This is a genomic window from Sulfurimonas sp. CVO (assembly GCF_009883775.1).
Lineage (GTDB): Bacteria > Campylobacterota > Campylobacteria > Campylobacterales > Sulfurimonadaceae > Sulfurimonas > Sulfurimonas xiamenensis.
The window spans coordinates 1799192-1815816 of record NZ_CP033720.1 but is presented as its reverse complement, the minus strand read 5'-3'; the positions used below and the strand labels follow the sequence as shown (position 1 = coordinate 1815816).

Sequence of the window (16625 nt, the reverse complement as noted above, 5' to 3'; positions counted from 1 at the left end):
TTTATCATATTTTTGATAAAATTATCAAATTTTTATATATATTAAAAAATTATATTACTCAAATTTTTTAATGCTCTTATACTTGGAACCTTCGGGGGATAGGCAGTTTTGCATAAGTTCTAAAGTCGTTTCAATTTTTCCTATTTTCCTATTTTTATATCTATTTAAAACCTCTTTAAAAGCTTTAGTGTCATCTATTTTTTTCATTCTCATCAGTGTTACATGGGGAATAAACGACGCAGTCGATTTAAGTGAAAAAGGAGCGCAAAGAGATTCGTGAAGCATATCAAGTGCATAGCCTTCAGGTTTAGCATAAAGTATTTTGTTATGAGAAAAAAAGTCTAAAGATGTCAGAGCTGAAGGTTGTGTTTTTTCGATAGAACGGGGCAGCATGTTTAATAGTTCTTCAATAGTATATATAGTCCCAAAATAACAAATTGTTACATGCAAATCTTCATCTCTAGCCCATTTACCTTTTATAATGCCAGAAAATTCTGATTTTAAAGTATCGTAATCATCAAGTTTTGCTTTTACAGCCAAAAATAGAGTATTCATAAGAATAAGTATAGCATAGTCTGCCGGATTGAGATAGGGTATAATATTTGTATGAAAATAGAAAATCCGCCTAAGTTTATCGCTGATTGTCATCTTGGAAAACTTACAAAATATCTTAGAATAATGGGTTTTGATACGCTCTATTTTAATACGATTGACGATAATGATCTTATTGAACTTGCAAATAGTGAGGATAGGATTATTTTAACGCGTGATAAAGGATTGCATGAACGAACGAAAGCGCCGACTTTTTATCTTGATGCAATAGATAATTTAAAACAGCTTCAAGAACTTCAAAGAGAGTTTGGAATAAAAGATTACTCTCTTGTACCCCGCTGCATTGTATGTAATACAGAGTTGCAAAAAGTCCAAAAAAGTGACATTGAAGCGCAGCTTCCGCCAAAAGTAAAAAAGTATTTTTCAGAGTTTGAAATATGCCCTACATGCAAACGCATATATTGGCATGGGGACCATTACAAAAGAATGATAGCTACTATTGATTCTATTTAGAGGATATAGTTTAAATTAAGCTAATACGCATTATCATATGAGTTATTGAAATTAAAGGATTTAAGATGGTTGATAAGAAAAAAGTTAAAAAAATTGTAAAAAAAGAGCTTAATGCTATGCTCAAAAAAGAGCTCAAACAAGAGATTAAAAAAAATATAAAAGATTTTAAAAAGAAAGAAAAAGCAGAAAAAAGTTCTAAGAAAAAAAAGTAAAGAGGTGTGTTTACCTTTTTTATAAATAGTATTTTATGTTTCACACAAAAAGCATAGAAGAGACTCTTGAAGATTTAGAATGTAGTGTTGATGGCCTCAACAAAGAAGAGGCTCTCTCCCGTACAAAGCATTATGGAAAAAATGTTTTAGCAGAGGGTAAAAAACGCACCCTGCTTAATATATTTATTGAGCAGTTTAAGAGTCCTGTTATCTATGTTTTACTTATAGCTACTGTTATATCGCTGGTCATCAAGGAGTTTAGTGATGCCGGTTTTATTATGGCGGCACTTCTCGTGAACGCCGTAGTCGGAACTTATCAAGAGTATAATGCCGGCGAGAGAGCTGACGCTCTGAAAAAAGTAATCAAGACTTATGCAAATGTCTTAAGAGATGGCAAAAAAGTTGAGATACTAAGCGAAGATGTCACTCTCGGCGATATAGTATTTTTCGAATCAGGTGTAAAAGTTCCTGCTGATATACGCCTTATAGAAGCAAATGATCTGCAAGTAAACGAATCGCTTCTTACCGGCGAATCTATCGAAGTAAGTAAAAATCCGCAATATATATCCAAAGATGAAAATGAACCAATAGGCGAGAGAAAAAACATGCTCTATGGCGGCTCTTTAGTTACAAAAGGGCGGGCAATCGGAGTTGTGGTGGCAATAGCCGAGATGACGGAAGTCGGTAAAATAGCCTCTCTTTTAGCAGAGGTAAAGATTGCAAAACCACCGCTAATGCTGCGCATGGAGAAGTTCTCTTTCAACATTTCCAAAATCATAAGCGGTGTCGCGCTGCTTATCATTATGCTCGGCGTTTATCAGGATATGCCGCTAAAAGATATCTTTTTCCTCACAGTAGCTCTTGCGGTATCTGCTATTCCGGAGGGGCTCCCCGTTGCTATTACAGTTGCACTGAGCGTCGCAAGCAGTGTTATGAGTAAGAGAAATGTCATTGTACGCAAGCTATCTGCTATTGAGGGGCTTGGTTCATGTACATTTATAGCAAGCGACAAGACCGGAACGATGACGCAAAACCGCCTAAGCGTTGAGCACTTTATCAGTCCCGATAAAACATATAACAGCAGTGAGGCAGTAGATGAATATGTAGTTCTGAGTGCTCTTTTATGTAATGAGTCGACTCGTCGAAAAGAGGGTGATGAGTTTGTTTTTTTAGGCGATCAGGTAGATATAGCTTTAGCTAGGTACGCACTTTCTATTAATGAGACTCTTGTTAAAAAGTATGAAAAAGCAAAAGCAATCGCACTAACTCCTTATGAACCGGTCAATAAATATTCAGCAGCAAGTTATGAGATTGAGGGCAAAAAAGTCGATTTTATCAAAGGCTCACCGGAGGTTATACTTGCAAAAAGCACACTTGGCGAGGATGAGAAGGGTTTTGTACTAAAACAGGTTGATGAGTGGGCTGCTAACGGATTTAGAAATATAGCTTTGGCATGCAGGATTAACGATAATAGCGCTATTGCGGAGGATGGATACACCTATCTTGGATTTGCAGCTATAACAGATCCTCTTAGAGAAGGGGTCAAAGAGGCTCTTCGCACTGCAGAAGAGGCGGGAATTGAAGTAGTTATGGTAACGGGTGATCATCCAAACACCGCATTTTATATAGCAAGAGAACTCGGCATCGCCATAAGCAAAGATGAGATAATAGACGGAGTGGCAATCGCTCATTGGATGGAGCGTGGAGCGCCAAAAGAAGAGATTGCTCATAAGCGTGTTTTTGCGAGAGTTTCTCCTCAGCAAAAACAGCTTATAGTAAAAACATTTCAAGAACTCGGTCACTTTGTGGCAGTTACGGGAGACGGTGTCAATGACGCGCCTGCACTCAAGTTTGCAAACATCGGTATAGCTATGGGTAAAAGCGGTACAGATGTTGCGCGCGAATCAAGCGACCTGATACTAACGGATGACCACTTCGGCTCCATCGTAAACGGTGTAGAAGAGGGGCGCGTAGCGTATGACAATATCCGCAAAGTCATCCATCTTCTTATAGCTACAGGATTTGCCGAGATAGTGCTTGTGCTTCTCTCAATCATATTTTTTATACCTATTCCGCTTCTGCCTGTGCAGATACTCTGGCTTAACCTTGTTGCAAACGGCATACAAGATGTAGCACTGGCTGTGGAAAAAGCGGAACCCGGAGTGCTAAAACGCAAGCCGCGCGACCCCAAAGAGCCTATATTTAACAAAACCATGATTAGCAGAGTAGTTGTAGGCGGTTTATACATGGGTATCTCGGCATTTGCTCTTTTTTATACGCTGCTTGAGTTTGGATATCAAGAGGAAGCGGCAAGAAATATTACACTGCTTATGATGGTGCTCTTTGAGAATGTACATACTTTTAATTCACGCAGTGAAAACAGCTCCATCTTTAAAATCAATCATGCCAGAAATATGCTTTTATGGATATCTGTTATCTCTGCACAGGGTATTCATATGATAGCTATGTATACACCTTTTATGCAGCCTATACTTAGCGTTGAGCCGGTTAGTTTGCAAATGTGGGCGACACTCCTTTTTATAGCTTTAACACTCACAGTGGTTATGGAGTTAGAGAAATTTTTCAGAGTCAAATTAACAGCGTCTAAAAGCTGTTAATTTTTCAACTCTCAAAAGGCACTCTAAGGGAAAATGAAATATTTCTTCCCATGCCAAGAGCGTAACCTTTGTAGGTATCTAAAAAATCTCTATACTCTTTATCAAAAAGGTTGGATATTTTTATGCTTAACTGTGGTTTGTGCTCAAAAATATCAATATCAGATGTGTATCCAACTCCCCATAGTGAGTAGCTTTGTGTATCGGCTGTTCCAAATGGAGTGTTGTTGTACTGCGCAAATGGTTCATATGTACCGCCTACTTGCTGATCATCAACATATTTATAATCTACAAAGAGAGTTGAGTCTTGCATTGCTGCTAGGTTTCCAAGATTTTGATAAATTGCCAGTTTTAGATTGTTAGCAGGAATAAGAGGCAGACTTCTATTATTTTTAGTGTCACGGCCTTTTATAATCTCAAAAGTTCCAGTTGCGCGTGTTTTTTTGCTTAACATCGTATCAAATGCAAATTCAATGCCCTGCATTGTTGCATCAGTCTGCTCATTCTTCATCTCAGGAAGCACCATGCTTCCAACTGTTACACTGTTTCCTGTATTTTGTAAAAAGATATAGTTGTCTATATAGGTATGATAGAGTGTTATACTTGCTTTTGTCTTTTCATCTTTATATCGCAGTGCTATATCACCGCCTAAGCTTATCTCCTCTTTAAGATTTGGGTTCCCAAGTTGATATGCCTGTACGCCGCCATGAACTCCGCCTGCATAGAGCTCAAAAATGCTAGGCGCCCGAAAACCTCTGCTTATATTTACCGCGATATTGAAGTTTGTGTTAAGCTTGTATGTGGCTCCTATAGATCCCGCAATGGCAGAAAATTTTTTGCTGTTGTTTGACGCATCAAAGATACCGCTGGCAACAAAAGGTGCATTATTTCCATCTGTTGGCGCATCTATCTTGATTTTGCTGTATCTTAGGCCGCCTTGAAAAATCCACTCTCCAATATCCGCCTCTTCAAAAATATAGAGCCCTAGACCTTTCTCTTTTGCGCTTGGTGAGAGTTTTCCGCTATTTAGAGTCTGATCTTTATCATACCACTCTATGCCTATTTCGCCATCAAAAATGGCAAATGTCGGATGTATGAAAGCTAGTTTTGCATCTGTTCTATCTACATCCAAATCAACATACGCATCTGTTCCTTTTACGCTATCCATAATTTCATACGGTGTATTTGTAGCTGCTTCTCTGGTGTTGATGGTATGAGATATCATCGGTTTTATAATCCACTCGCCTGCAAAGATCTCGCCCTTTAGCTGTGTTTCATTGTTTGAGAGATCCTGCCCTGCGGAAGATACGGGAGTTAAATCTTTTAGATGCCCCAAAAAGTTTTGGTAACTTTGCCAATAGGTGTGTTGAAGCGATACTTCACCCCACTCATCTATGTACCCTAACGCTATAAATGCCGATGTGTTTTCAAAGTTTGTGTAGGGGAGTTCACCCGAGAATAGTGGAAGTGTGCCGGCAGGATCTCCGCTTTTATAGACAGGACTTGAAGCTGTTTTGTAATTGTCAGCTTCTCTTTTTGAAACTCCTACATTAAGACCAAACTTTCCTTTTGCTATTTGTGCTTTTATGCCGCTCATCCACTCATTATTGTTTGTGTTGTATTCACCTGCCAATTCGCCTTTGTAGACTACGGAGTCATCTGATGTAGAGAGTAGCTTAGGCGATATTACATTTACGACTCCTCCTAGAGCATCAGAGCCGTAAAGAACTCCTTGCGCACCCCGAACAACCTCTATATTTTGTGCAAAAAATGGATCAATATTTGCCAAGTGGCGGATTCCATATGTTTGAAAATCTGTGGCGCTGCCGTTTGAGACTATTTTTACTCTCTCTCCGCTCATGCCACGAATCACCGGTTTGCCAGATTGAGAGCCTGTTGCAATGTTGTTTACTCCCGGAATGTCTTCTAAAATTTTCCCAAGCGAAGCGGTAGACTTTTGTGTTATTTCAGTAGAGTTTATGGTGTCTACTTGAGCAGGCACTTCAAAAGCTTCATGTTCATGAACAGGTGAAGCGGACACGGTAAGCGCGTCTAAAGAGATAGATTGTGTATCACTGCTGTCTGCATATAGAGATATTGCTGAGAATAAAGCAAGTAGCAGCGAGTTGTGTAAAGTTTTATGCATATTTTTATCCTAAAATATATATTTTTAATTTTTTGTGCTGATAATTTTTTTTGTTTTAGGATATTTTAGGAGGTGCGCGGTTTTGATATGTTGCTGTTTTTATATATAAATAGGAGAGAAGAGTGTTTTGTATAATTTTTTCAAAATGAAAAACTTCTATCTCCGCAGCAAATTCAACAGCATCTGCAGACACCAGATTTTGACTTACTGTACATATAAAGCATGAAGAGTCATCATGATGCTTTATATGCTCTACTTCATGTATAGAAGCAAAACTCGCGGCAATAAAAAAGAGCAGAGATAGAATTAGATGCAGTTTCATTGGTGAAATTTTATCATAAATTATCTGTTTTCTAAATCAGTTACAACCTGACGCATTTTAAAAAGCGAATCTGGATTAAGAGAGATGGAGTCTATGCCCTCTTGTACCAAAAACTGTGTAATTTCAGGGTAATCTGATGGCGCCTGCCCGCAGATGCCTATATATTTGCCTCTCTCCTTGCATGCTTTTATTGCCATCTGAAGCATTCTTTTTACTGCCTCATTTCTCTCATCAAAGATATGAGAAATTTTTGCACTCTCTCTGTCAACGCCAAGCGTAAGCTGTGTCAAGTCGTTTGAACCTATGGAGTAGCCGTCAAAAACTTCTAAAAATTTATCGGCTAAAATAACATTTGCTGGGATTTCGCACATCGCGTATATTTCAAGCCCGTTTTCGCCTTGATGCAACTCTTTTTTATTTATAATTTCTATAACTTTTTTACCCTCTTCAGGTGTGCGCACAAATGGAATCATTATTTTAATATTCTTAAGCCCCATCTCATCACGCACTCTCTTTAGCGCTTCGCACTCCCACTCAAAGGCTTCGCGGTAACTTTCGTCATAATATCGGCTGGCACCTCTAAAGCCTATCATCGGGTTTTCTTCAACGGCCTCATACTCTAAGCCGCCTAACATATTGCGGTATTCGTTGCTTTTAAAGTCGCTTGTTCTTATAATTACAGGTTTTGGGTAAAAAGCTGCTGCAATCATCCCAATGCCTTCACTCAATTTTTGCAAAAAGAACTCTTTTGTATCGGTATAAGGAGTCATAAGTGAGTGAATCTCCTCTTCATCTTTAACTTTTTGGTTCTTGTGCATAGCAACAAGAGCCATTGGATGAGCTTTGATGGAGTTACTCATAATAAACTCCATCCTTGCAAGCCCGACACCGTCATTTGGAAGTTTTGCAAAGTGAAAAGCTTCGGCAGGATTTCCTACATTTACATAGAGTTTGGTTTTAGTAGGTTTGAGATTTTTTATATCCAATGTTTTAACAGAGAAGGGAATCTCACCCTCATAAACATACCCCTCGTCGCCCTGCGCACAGCTAACAGTAACTTTTTGCCTATCACGCAGCACTTCAGTAGCATTCGTACATCCGACAACAGCAGGAACGCCTATCTCTCTTGCTACGATAGCCGCATGACATGTGCGGCTTCCGCGGTTAGTGATTACGGCAGAGGCTTTTTTCATGATGGGTTCCCAGTCGGGATTTGTAGAGTCTGCAACTAAAATATCACCATCATTAAAGCGTTGAAATTCAGATGTTTTGTTTATAATACTTACTTTTCCGCTGCCTATTTTATCGCCGATTGCTCGTCCTGATGTTAAAATTTTTGCATCTTTGATACCATCAAGCGAGTAGCGCCGGCTTGTCATACTTTTGTTTTCTCTGTTTTTTACAGTTTCAGGTCTTGCCTGAACGATGTAGAGTTTGCCATCATCCCCATCTTTTGCCCACTCAATATCCATAGGCCGGTTGTAAAGATTTTCTATAATAACGGCTATTTTTGCCAATTCAATAACCTCATTATCAGTTATAGAGAAACTGTTTTGCTCCTCTTTTGTAGTGGCAATATCTATAGTGCGTGATTTTTCATCGTAAAGCATCTTCTCTTTTTTGCTTCCCAAAGAGCGTTTGATTATGGCTTTTTTACCCTCTTTGAGCGTAGGTTTAAAGATAAAAAACTCATCCGCATTGACGCGTCCGCTCACCACATTTTCGCCCAGACCCCAGATGGAGTTTATAAGTATAAGATTTTCAGATCCGCTCTCCGTATCAATGCTAAACATAATTCCGCTTGATGAGATATCGCTTCGCACCATCTTCTGCACACCGACTGATAGAGCTACTTTGAAGTGGTCAAATCCTCGGCTTGTGCGGTAGCTGATGGCTCTGTCGGTAAAGAGTGAAGCAAAACATTTTAAAACGCACTCAAGAAGTTCCTCTTTTGTGCTTACATTTAAAAAAGTCTCTTGTTGCCCTGCAAAAGAGGCGTCAGGCAGATCTTCCGCTGTTCCCGATGATCGCACAGCCACATCAACAGCATTTTTTTTATATTCACCAGAGAGAGTTTTATATGCTTCAATAAGTTCATCTGCGAGCACCTTTGGAAGATGAGAGTTTAAGATAAGAGTACGCACCTTTAGTCCGCGCTCTTGAAGATTGTTTGTGTCATTTATGTTTAAATCACTCAAAATAGAGGCTATCTTGTTTTTTATTCCGTTTTCTTCTAGAAGCAGCCAGTAGGCATCGCTTGTTGTCGCGAAGCCGTTTGGAATATTTACCCCTTTTGGAGTAAGATTTTGGTACATCTCCCCAAGTGAAGCATTTTTGCCGCCAACGATTGAAATATCATCAATATTTAGTTCATTAAAAAATCGTATATATTTCATAAAATAACCTTTTTGTAAAAATTATATATTTATAGTAGCATAAATATATATTTATTATGTATTTAGATTTTTAAAAAATCCCATACCATCTGAAGTAAGTACCCGAATTACATTTGTAGAGCCGCTTACTCCCATAGGACTTCCTGCTGTAAGAATATATGTTTTTTTCTCATCTAAAATACTCTTTTTTAACCCTTTGTTTATAACATCTTTAAGAGTTTGGCTGATAGAGCTTTTTTTAATGCTAAAAGCGGGAACAACGCCCCATGAAAGAGTAAGTTGTCTATGCACTTTATCATTATGGGTAATAGCATAAATAGGTTTGCTTGGACGATATTTTGCTAATTCTCTTGCAGAATTACCGGAGTTTGTAAGAGAGATAAGAGCTGCTGCATTCAAATCTTTTGAGAGTCTGACGGCTGATTCATCTATTGCAGTTGTAATTTCCTTATGTTTGTGTTCATAAAATTTATGATAAGGATACTCTTTTTCCGCCTCTTTTATAGTTTCATACATTGTTTTAACTGCCAAAACCGGGTAGTCACCAATTGCACTCTCTTCAGAGAGCATAACAGCATCAGTCCCATCTAAGACGGCATTTGCAATGTCGCTTATCTCAGCTCTTGAGGCTCTTTGACTCTTTGTCATAGAGAGCAGCATCTGGGTTGCAGTGATAACAGGTTTTGAAACTTCATTCGCTTTTTTAATAAGCATTTTTTGTATATTTGGAACTTCATAAAATGGTACTTCAATGCCCAAATCTCCGCGTGCAACCATAAGACCGTCACTTACTCTTAAGATATCATCTATATTCTCAATTGCATCAAATTTTTCAATTTTTGCAATAAGCATCTGTTTTCCACCGTGTTCATCCACAATTTTTCTTGCATTAAGCATATCTTGGGCATTTTGTACGAAAGAGATAGCCATAAAATCAACACCGTTTTTAACGCCCCATGCTATATCTTTTCTGTCTTTTGGCGTTAAAACATCGATATTAATATAGCTGTTTGGAAAATTAACTCCCTTTTTACTGCTTAAAATACCGTCATTTTCTATGGTTGTAAAAACAGAGCCGTTTTTGATCTCAGTGACTTTGGCACGAATAATGCCATCATACAGATAAATAAATTGACCAATATGCAGCTTCTGTAAAATCTCTTTTTTGTTTAGGGTTAATCTATAGTGGGCATCTTCTACTCTGCAGCCTACAATATCTTCTTGGGTAAATTCTAAAATATCTCCGCTTCGTAGTTCAAAACTTTGCTTAAGTTCCCCTACACGAATCTTTGGGCCACTAATATCCTGTAGGACTCCAACAATTAAGCCTGTTTTTTTTATGGCTTCTCTGATGTGTTTAAGTACCATTTTATGGTATGCATAATCTCCATGGGAAAAATTGAGTCTAAAAACATTTACACCGGCTCTTATAAGTTCTTCAAGTTTTTCTGTACTATCACAAGAAGGACCTACAGTTGCTACTATTTTTGTTCTTTTTTTCATAAAAGGAACCTTTTTATGCAGATTTTTTATATGATATCAAAAAAGTTTAAAGGTTATCCTGTCTAGGGTCAAGGTGTGGAAACTCTGCTCCCGCGACACTTGGCATATTTACAAAAACACTCATATCCTCATCAGCTACTCTTTCACTTGAGAGTGAGTAAAATCCTAAAAACAAGCTTAGAATTAAAAAAGATAAAAAGATAAAATGATCAAAAAAATATGATCCCAAACCAATTATAAGAGGGGATGCAAAAGAGCCCAAACCATAAGCAAAAAGGAGTGTTCTGCTTATTTCAAGTATATTTTTGTTTTCATCAACAATATCATTTGCTCTTGCTACAGCTAAGGGGTAGAGACAAAATATGCCAAAACCCAGAAGTGCCCCAAAGAGATAAAAAAGAGACTCATGATAGGGGGCTAAAATAAAGCAAACAGAGACAAAAGCGATAAAAAAACTGCTATATGCAATAACCTTTCTTCTTCCAAGCCTATCAGATAGCATTCCAATTGGCCACTGAGAGATCAATCCGCCTATAAGTGCAACGGTCATAAAGATAGAGACTATCTCAATTGAGTTAAAATTTTCAACTATATATACCGGTATCATAGTAAAAAAACCTCCGACAAAAAACCCTCCTATAAAACTGCTGGCAAGCGCAAGAGGGGCAATGTTAAATATTTTTGGTAGACTGTATCTTTCAAAGGGTTGCAAAATAGGCTCTTTTATCTTTGTCATAGAGATAAAAACAATAGAAAAAAGAACCAAAATGGAACCCATGATAAAAAAGATATGACTCTCTTTTTCTCCAATATTAAGGATTAACTGACCGATAGCTGTTGCCAAATAAAATATGATAGTATAAACAGCAAGAATTTTTCCTCTATGCGATTCAGTGCTTTTTTCATTAAGCCAACTCTCTAAAATAATAAGTAGTCCATAATAGGCAAAACCCGAGAGAAGTCTAAGAACAGCCCAAAATATTTCATTGAAATAAAGACTATGTCCTAAAAATCCTATAATCATAACAGAAGCAAAAGTGGCAAAACTTCTTATATGTCCGACTGTTGCAATAATCTTTTGGCTAAAGATAGAAGCACCGATAGCTCCTAGAAAAAATGCGGCATTTATAACGCCTATTGCTATATTGCTAGAGTCGCTCTCTTTGAGATAAACTCCGATAAAAGTTAAAATCATTCCATAGCCTACAGCTAAAAAAGCTATAGCAAAAAAGAGGGATGATATGGGAATAATTGAGAATCTGTCTTTGGAAGTCATATTTGATATTTTACACTATCCCATCGGATAGAGTATCTCCTGATGCACAGCATCGCATGCTTTAAGAATTTCATCGCTTAAAACAAGATCCATTGCAGCCAAAGATGCATCTAACTGCACCGCGTTTGTAGCGCCTATTATTGTAGAAGCAACAAAGTCAAACTGTTTTGACCATGCGATAGCCAGTGTTACAGGGTGAATCTCGTGATCATATGCTATTTTTAGATATTTTTGTGTTGAAGCGAGTGTTTTGTCGTTCATAAATCTTTGTGCCATAACACGCTGACGCTTATTTGGAGATTGTAGATATTCGCTAAAACGACCTTGCATATCCGCATTTTGATTGTACTTACCGCTAAGAACTCCACCAGCAAGCGGTGAATAGGAGAGGAGTGAAATTTGTTCTTTTTTTGCTACTGCTGCAAGCTCATCTAAAAAGCGTCTGTTTAAAAGTGAAAAGTTGTTTTGAATCGATTCAAATCTTGCATACCCCTTTGCTTCTGATGTCATTAACGCTTTTGTAGTCCCATAAGCGGTATCATTGGAAGTTCCTATATAACGAACTTTCCCCTCTTGCACAAGTTTGTCAAATGCTTTTAAGCTCTCCTCAATCGGTACTATAGTGTCTGGCCAATGCATCTGATAAAGATCTATATAATCAGTTTTTAATCTTTTTAAACTCCCCTCAACCGCTCTTTGGATGTGAAAACTGTCAATTGCCGTAAGCCCGTGTCTTACAGGTGGAACATACCATCCTGAAGCCGCTCCCGCAACTTTTGTTGCTAAAATAATGCTCTCTCTTGGTTTGGTTTTTAACCATTTGCCTACTATCTCTTCGGTTATTCCAGCAAGTTTTGCAGTCGGAGGAACGGGATAGAGTTCTGCTGTGTCATAAAAGTTCACACCGGCTTCGTAGGCTTTATCCATGATCTCAAAAGCCTCTTTTTGGCTGGGTGTTTGTGTTCCAAATGTCATTGTCCCCATGCAGATAGGGCTTACTCTTAAGCCGCTTTTGCCTATATACCTATATGTCATTTAGTATTGTCCTTCAAAATATTTAAATTATTTTTCACTGTTTTGAAGTTTTTCAAATCCATCTTTCAATAAAATAGAGACTTGTTTAACGGCATTTTTTAGTACTGTTTCACTATCTTCAGCGCTATCTTTTTGTGTTGTAAAACCTAAGATTTTTGTTTTGTCTATAAAGAGTTCACTTGTTGTGTTTGCATTGATTTTTTTACTCTCATTATGTGCATAAAGCGCAATAGTCATAGAGAGACGCTCTTTCTCCTCTTTTTTAAAGATATTTTTCTCAATTATCTCTTGTTCCTGAAAAAGAGAAACTTTAGTCTCTACAAGGTATTCGTTTTCTGATTTTAGAGGCTCAGCTTTTTTGTTAAAAACATAAAAACAGTTTGTCTCTTTTAGTGAATCAGCAAGAGCTTTTCTGATTTCATCAGGAGATATATTAAATGTTTTTGCACTATTTTGTATCTCGAGAGTATTTAAATAGAGTGTTGCAGAAGGAGCCGAACACAAACCTCTATTTTCGATATTTAAAACTCTTTTTTTATCGGCACATCCGGCAATAAAGAGAATCACAAACAGAGTAAATAAAATTTTTTTCATCATAACACATCTCCTCTTTTTATACAAAAGTATAACATATATTTAGACTCGAAACTTAGGCAGTTTTTATAAATGATTTATTGATTTTTTAAAAATTCTTCGCTCTGTTTTGCTATCTCAAACTCTTCATCTGTTTTTATAACAAAAATTTTTACTTTACTAGACTCTTTTGATATTAACGCAGCGTTTTGCCTGTTTGCTTTTTTATCAAGTTCAATTCCAAATATCTCTAAATTTTGTAAAATTTTCTCTCTGATTGTGTATGAATTTTCTCCGATACCCGCAGTAAATACAAGTGCATCCACTCTGCCGAGTATAGCAGCATAAGCTCCTATGTATTTTTTAACTCTTCTCACCATCATCTCGATTGCCACTTTAGATAGCTCGTCCTCTCTTTTTTCTATCTCTCTGAGGTCTTTATCTCTGCAGATTCCTAGAAGTCCTGAGTGTTTATTTAAAAGTGCATCTACTTCATCTACGCTCATTCCAAGCTCTCTTTGCATATAAAGAGGGATGGCGGGGTCGATGTCTCCGCATCTGCTTCCCATAACAAGCCCTTCCAGCGGAGTGAAGCCCATAGATGTATCTATACTTAAACCATTTTTGACGGCACATGCGCTTGAGCCGTTTCCAAGATGAAGTGTTATCATATTTAATTTTTTTGCATCCGTACCCATATTTTTAGCTGTCTCTTTCATTATATAGGAGTGCGAAGTTCCATGAAAACCGTATCTTCTGATTTTGTGTTGTTTATACATCTCATATGGTAAAGCATAAAGATAGGCCTCTTTGGGCATAGTTTCATGAAATGCCGTATCAAAAACAGCAATTTGTATAACATCGGGAGCTTTTTTTCTGCTTACTAAAATCCCCTCCAGATTTGCTCCATTATGAAGCGGTGCAAGCGGTATCAACTCTTTTATCTTCTCTATTACCTCTTCGTCTATAATCGTAACATCTTTAAAATACTCTCCGCCATGTACAACTCTGTGCGCTATAGCGTCAAGTACACAAAAGTGTTCTACAATCTCATGCTTTTTTAAAAGAGCATTTATCTCTTTTAGTCCTTCATGATGTGTTTTTATAACAGAAGGTATAACATGTTTGTTGGTGTCATACTTAAATGTTATAGTTGAATTTGTCTCACCTATCTTTTCAACTAAAGCGTGTGCTAAAACTTTTCCTTGGGGCATAAGAAAGAGTTTGAATTTTATGGAAGAGCTTCCCGAGTTTATGACCGCTATTTTCATTTTTGCTCCGCTTGAATCGCCGTAATAAGGATAGTATTTACTATATCTTTTACACTGCATCCGCGGCTTAAATCATTAACCGGTTTTTTGAGTCCTTGCAAAATAGGTCCTATGGCAATTGCGCCGCCTGAGCGCTGAAGAGCTTTATATGTATTATTGCCGGTATTTAAATCAGGAAAGACAAAGACACTTGCTTCCCCCGCCACTTCTGAGTTTGGAAGTTTAAGGGATGCTACACTTTTGTCTATGGCCGCATCATACTGGATAGGTCCGTCAATTTTTAAATCTGGTTGAAGTGATTTTACTATTTGTGCAGCTTCTCTTACTTTGTCTACATCAGCTCCCTCTCCGCTTTGGCCTGTTGAATATGAGAGCATTGCTACTTTTGGTTCAATTCCAAAAGCGCGAGATGTTTTTGCACATGAAATAGCTATTTGAGCAAGTTCTTTAGCATTTGGGTTTTGATTTAGCGCACAATCTCCATAAACTAAAACTTTTGTTTTTAAACACATAAAAAAGAGGCTTGAAGCTATGCTTACGCCCGGTGAAGTTTTTATAATTTGCAGAGCAGGTCTTATAGTGTCTGCGGTTGTATGAATGGCACCGCTAACCATGCCGTCGGCGTGCCCTAAATGGACCATCATTGTTGCAAAGTAGTTTATATGGGCCATTGCATCTTTTGCACCTTGAAGACTTAACCCTTTCTCTTTTCTTATACTATAAAAAACATCAGCAAACTCTTCTAAAAGCTCAGATGTAAAAGGATTTATTATGGTTGCTTCGCTTAAATTAAGCCCAAATTTTTGTGCACTCTCTTGTATCTCATTTTCATCTCCCAGGAGTATGATATCTGCAATATTACGGCGCAGAACTATTTCAGCAGCTCTTAAAATTCTCTCATCACCGCTCTCGGGCAAAACAATCTTTTTTCTCTTTTTTGCAGCCATCTCAAAGAGTTTATACTCAAACATTATAGGAGTTATAACTTCGGTTTTTTGTGTTACTATCTTCTCTTCAATGACTTTTATATCTATGCTTGCATTAAAAAGTCCAAGAGCCAAAGCTATTTTTCTCTCGCTGTTTACTCTTAATCTAGAGTAGACTTGAGTTAATTTTTTTGCAATTTGATATGTATCTGCTGCAACGGATAAAACGGGAAGATTAAACTCTTTTAGTCCTAAGAGAATCTTTTGTATATTTGGATGAATTTGCGTATCCGAAGAGAAGATAATTCCACTTATTTTTGGGTACTCTTTTGAGTAAAATGCTGCAATAATTGCTGTAACAATATCTGATCTATCTGCACACAGAACAACCAAATCATCTTCTTGCATCTGGTTTAAAAAGTTCTCAATACTTTGTGCGGCTATCTTAAAATTTCTTGCAACTCTGGAGTTGTCATTTGGCGAAAATAGTATCGGCTTGGCATCAAGCGCTTCTTTTACATCTTCAAGAGTCGGAATATCCAACTCTTTCACCTCTTTTAAAAGATAAATAGCAAAATCATGATTTTTTAATCTCTTTTTTAATTCAAGATATTTTTTGTCGCTGAGCCTGCTTACAAATGTAGCAAAATGGGTACAGTCGTGCGCACTTATATTTTCATTTTCTATCAATATGTTTTCATATATATCTCGCACGGATATCTCTTTTGCACCCAATATATTGATAATGGACGAACCGAAATTTTGTGCCAAAAGCATATTAAAATCATACTCTATAGTAGATGTTAAAGATGAATGTCTGATCCCTTCACAAAGAACAAAATCGTAACTGTTTTCGAGTTTTTTAAACTTTTGTATAAGCTGGTTTATCAGCTCATCCAGGCGTTTTGATGCAATCATATTTTCAACATAGTCTATATCAAAGCCATAAGCATCTTGATACTCCATATCAAGGTTATAGCGCTTTAAAATAAAGTCAATATCATTATCACGAATATTTTTTGAAAATATGACAGGGCGAAAAAAAGCAACTCTGTGTAGATTTCTTTTAAGTATATCCATCATGCCCATAGATACAAAAAGAGTACCGACATTCTTCTGCTCCGCAGATATGTAAAGTGATTTTATTTTCATATATTTACCTAAAAATCAATATGCTAAATCTTAGAATGTTTTTTGTTAAAAGCTGCTGTAATAGTAACTATAAAAAAATAAAATATAAGAAGTCATTATTAATGTGATATAATTTTATATCTACTAATTGATA

13 protein-coding genes are annotated in these 16625 nt (G+C 37.1%); 3 read left to right on the top strand and 10 right to left on the bottom strand.

All coding sequences use genetic code 11. The features are described 5' to 3' along the window. Nucleotides 1-54 precede the first annotated feature (54 nt). Nucleotides 55-555: a 2'-5' RNA ligase family protein gene (locus tag CVO_RS09250; protein ID WP_159571867.1), complete on the bottom strand. Its 501-nt coding sequence runs from the start codon at nt 553-555 to the stop codon at nt 55-57. Nucleotides 556-606: 51 nt separating this feature from the next. Between CVO_RS09250 and CVO_RS09245 the strand changes: the two genes are divergently transcribed. The 3 genes from CVO_RS09245 (at nt 607) to CVO_RS09240 (ending at nt 3895) form a co-directional block, all read left to right on the top strand. Further along, nucleotides 607-1065, top strand: a complete 459-nt coding sequence (locus tag CVO_RS09245) for a Mut7-C RNAse domain-containing protein (protein ID WP_152298502.1) — start codon at nt 607-609, stop codon at nt 1063-1065. A gap of 65 nt (nt 1066-1130) precedes the next feature. After that, complete coding sequence (locus CVO_RS09830; RefSeq protein WP_188093724.1) at nt 1131-1277, top strand: hypothetical protein; 147 nt, start codon at nt 1131-1133, stop codon at nt 1275-1277. A gap of 35 nt (nt 1278-1312) precedes the next feature. Continuing rightward, nucleotides 1313-3895 (top strand): cation-translocating P-type ATPase, encoded by a 2583-nt coding sequence (locus CVO_RS09240; protein ID WP_159571864.1) that lies wholly within the window; start codon nt 1313-1315, stop codon nt 3893-3895. A 4-nt stretch (nt 3896-3899) separates the two neighbouring features. On the opposite strand, the gene CVO_RS09235 is transcribed toward CVO_RS09240, so the two are convergent. From CVO_RS09235 to pta, 9 genes are all read right to left on the bottom strand, one after another. After that, entirely contained in the window at nt 3900-6038 is a 2139-nt protein-coding gene (locus CVO_RS09235; RefSeq protein ID WP_159571861.1) for a TonB-dependent receptor, read from the bottom strand. Between the two features lie 55 nt (nt 6039-6093). Then, nucleotides 6094-6360, bottom strand: a complete 267-nt coding sequence (locus CVO_RS09230) for a hypothetical protein (protein ID WP_152298505.1) — start codon at nt 6358-6360, stop codon at nt 6094-6096. A 20-nt stretch (nt 6361-6380) separates the two neighbouring features. After that, nucleotides 6381-8756, bottom strand: a complete 2376-nt coding sequence (gene ppsA, locus CVO_RS09225) for a phosphoenolpyruvate synthase (protein WP_159571858.1) — start codon at nt 8754-8756, stop codon at nt 6381-6383. Between the two features lie 54 nt (nt 8757-8810). Further along, nucleotides 8811-10259 (bottom strand): pyruvate kinase, encoded by a 1449-nt coding sequence (pyk, locus tag CVO_RS09220; protein ID WP_159571855.1) that lies wholly within the window; start codon nt 10257-10259, stop codon nt 8811-8813. A gap of 46 nt (nt 10260-10305) precedes the next feature. Next, nucleotides 10306-11535 (bottom strand): MFS transporter, encoded by a 1230-nt coding sequence (locus tag CVO_RS09215; RefSeq protein WP_152298508.1) that lies wholly within the window; start codon nt 11533-11535, stop codon nt 10306-10308. A 15-nt stretch (nt 11536-11550) separates the two neighbouring features. Then, nucleotides 11551-12570, bottom strand: a complete 1020-nt coding sequence (locus tag CVO_RS09210) for an aldo/keto reductase (protein ID WP_159571852.1) — start codon at nt 12568-12570, stop codon at nt 11551-11553. Between the two features lie 27 nt (nt 12571-12597). Beyond that, on the bottom strand, nt 12598-13167 hold the full coding sequence (locus tag CVO_RS09205; RefSeq protein WP_159571849.1) for a hypothetical protein: 570 nt from the start codon (nt 13165-13167) through the stop codon (nt 12598-12600). 74 nt (nt 13168-13241) lie between these two features. Beyond that, complete coding sequence (locus tag CVO_RS09200; RefSeq protein ID WP_159571846.1) at nt 13242-14414, bottom strand: acetate/propionate family kinase; 1173 nt, start codon at nt 14412-14414, stop codon at nt 13242-13244. Continuing rightward, nucleotides 14411-16492, bottom strand: a complete 2082-nt coding sequence (gene pta / locus CVO_RS09195; protein WP_159571843.1) for a phosphate acetyltransferase — start codon at nt 16490-16492, stop codon at nt 14411-14413. Before pta ends, CVO_RS09200 begins: the two co-directional genes overlap by 4 nt. Nucleotides 16493-16625 lie beyond the last annotated feature (133 nt).

Excerpts from the sequence above, each read along its gene's own strand:
- CVO_RS09250 (WP_159571867.1), bottom strand. The coding sequence starts at position 555 with ATGAATACTCTATTTTTGGCTGTAAAAGCAAAACTTGATGATTACGAT.
- CVO_RS09245 (WP_152298502.1), top strand. The coding sequence starts at position 607 with ATGAAAATAGAAAATCCGCCTAAGTTTATCGCTGATTGTCATCTTGGA.
- CVO_RS09830 (WP_188093724.1), top strand. The coding sequence starts at position 1,131 with ATGGTTGATAAGAAAAAAGTTAAAAAAATTGTAAAAAAAGAGCTTAAT.
- CVO_RS09240 (WP_159571864.1), top strand. The coding sequence starts at position 1,313 with ATGTTTCACACAAAAAGCATAGAAGAGACTCTTGAAGATTTAGAATGT.
- CVO_RS09235 (WP_159571861.1), bottom strand. The coding sequence starts at position 6,038 with ATGCATAAAACTTTACACAACTCGCTGCTACTTGCTTTATTCTCAGCA.
- CVO_RS09230 (WP_152298505.1), bottom strand. The coding sequence starts at position 6,360 with ATGAAACTGCATCTAATTCTATCTCTGCTCTTTTTTATTGCCGCGAGT.
- ppsA (WP_159571858.1), bottom strand. The coding sequence starts at position 8,756 with ATGAAATATATACGATTTTTTAATGAACTAAATATTGATGATATTTCA.
- pyk (WP_159571855.1), bottom strand. The coding sequence starts at position 10,259 with ATGAAAAAAAGAACAAAAATAGTAGCAACTGTAGGTCCTTCTTGTGAT.
- CVO_RS09215 (WP_152298508.1), bottom strand. The coding sequence starts at position 11,535 with ATGACTTCCAAAGACAGATTCTCAATTATTCCCATATCATCCCTCTTT.
- CVO_RS09210 (WP_159571852.1), bottom strand. The coding sequence starts at position 12,570 with ATGACATATAGGTATATAGGCAAAAGCGGCTTAAGAGTAAGCCCTATC.
- CVO_RS09205 (WP_159571849.1), bottom strand. The coding sequence starts at position 13,167 with ATGATGAAAAAAATTTTATTTACTCTGTTTGTGATTCTCTTTATTGCC.
- CVO_RS09200 (WP_159571846.1), bottom strand. The coding sequence starts at position 14,414 with ATGAAAATAGCGGTCATAAACTCGGGAAGCTCTTCCATAAAATTCAAA.
- pta (WP_159571843.1), bottom strand. The coding sequence starts at position 16,492 with ATGAAAATAAAATCACTTTACATATCTGCGGAGCAGAAGAATGTCGGT.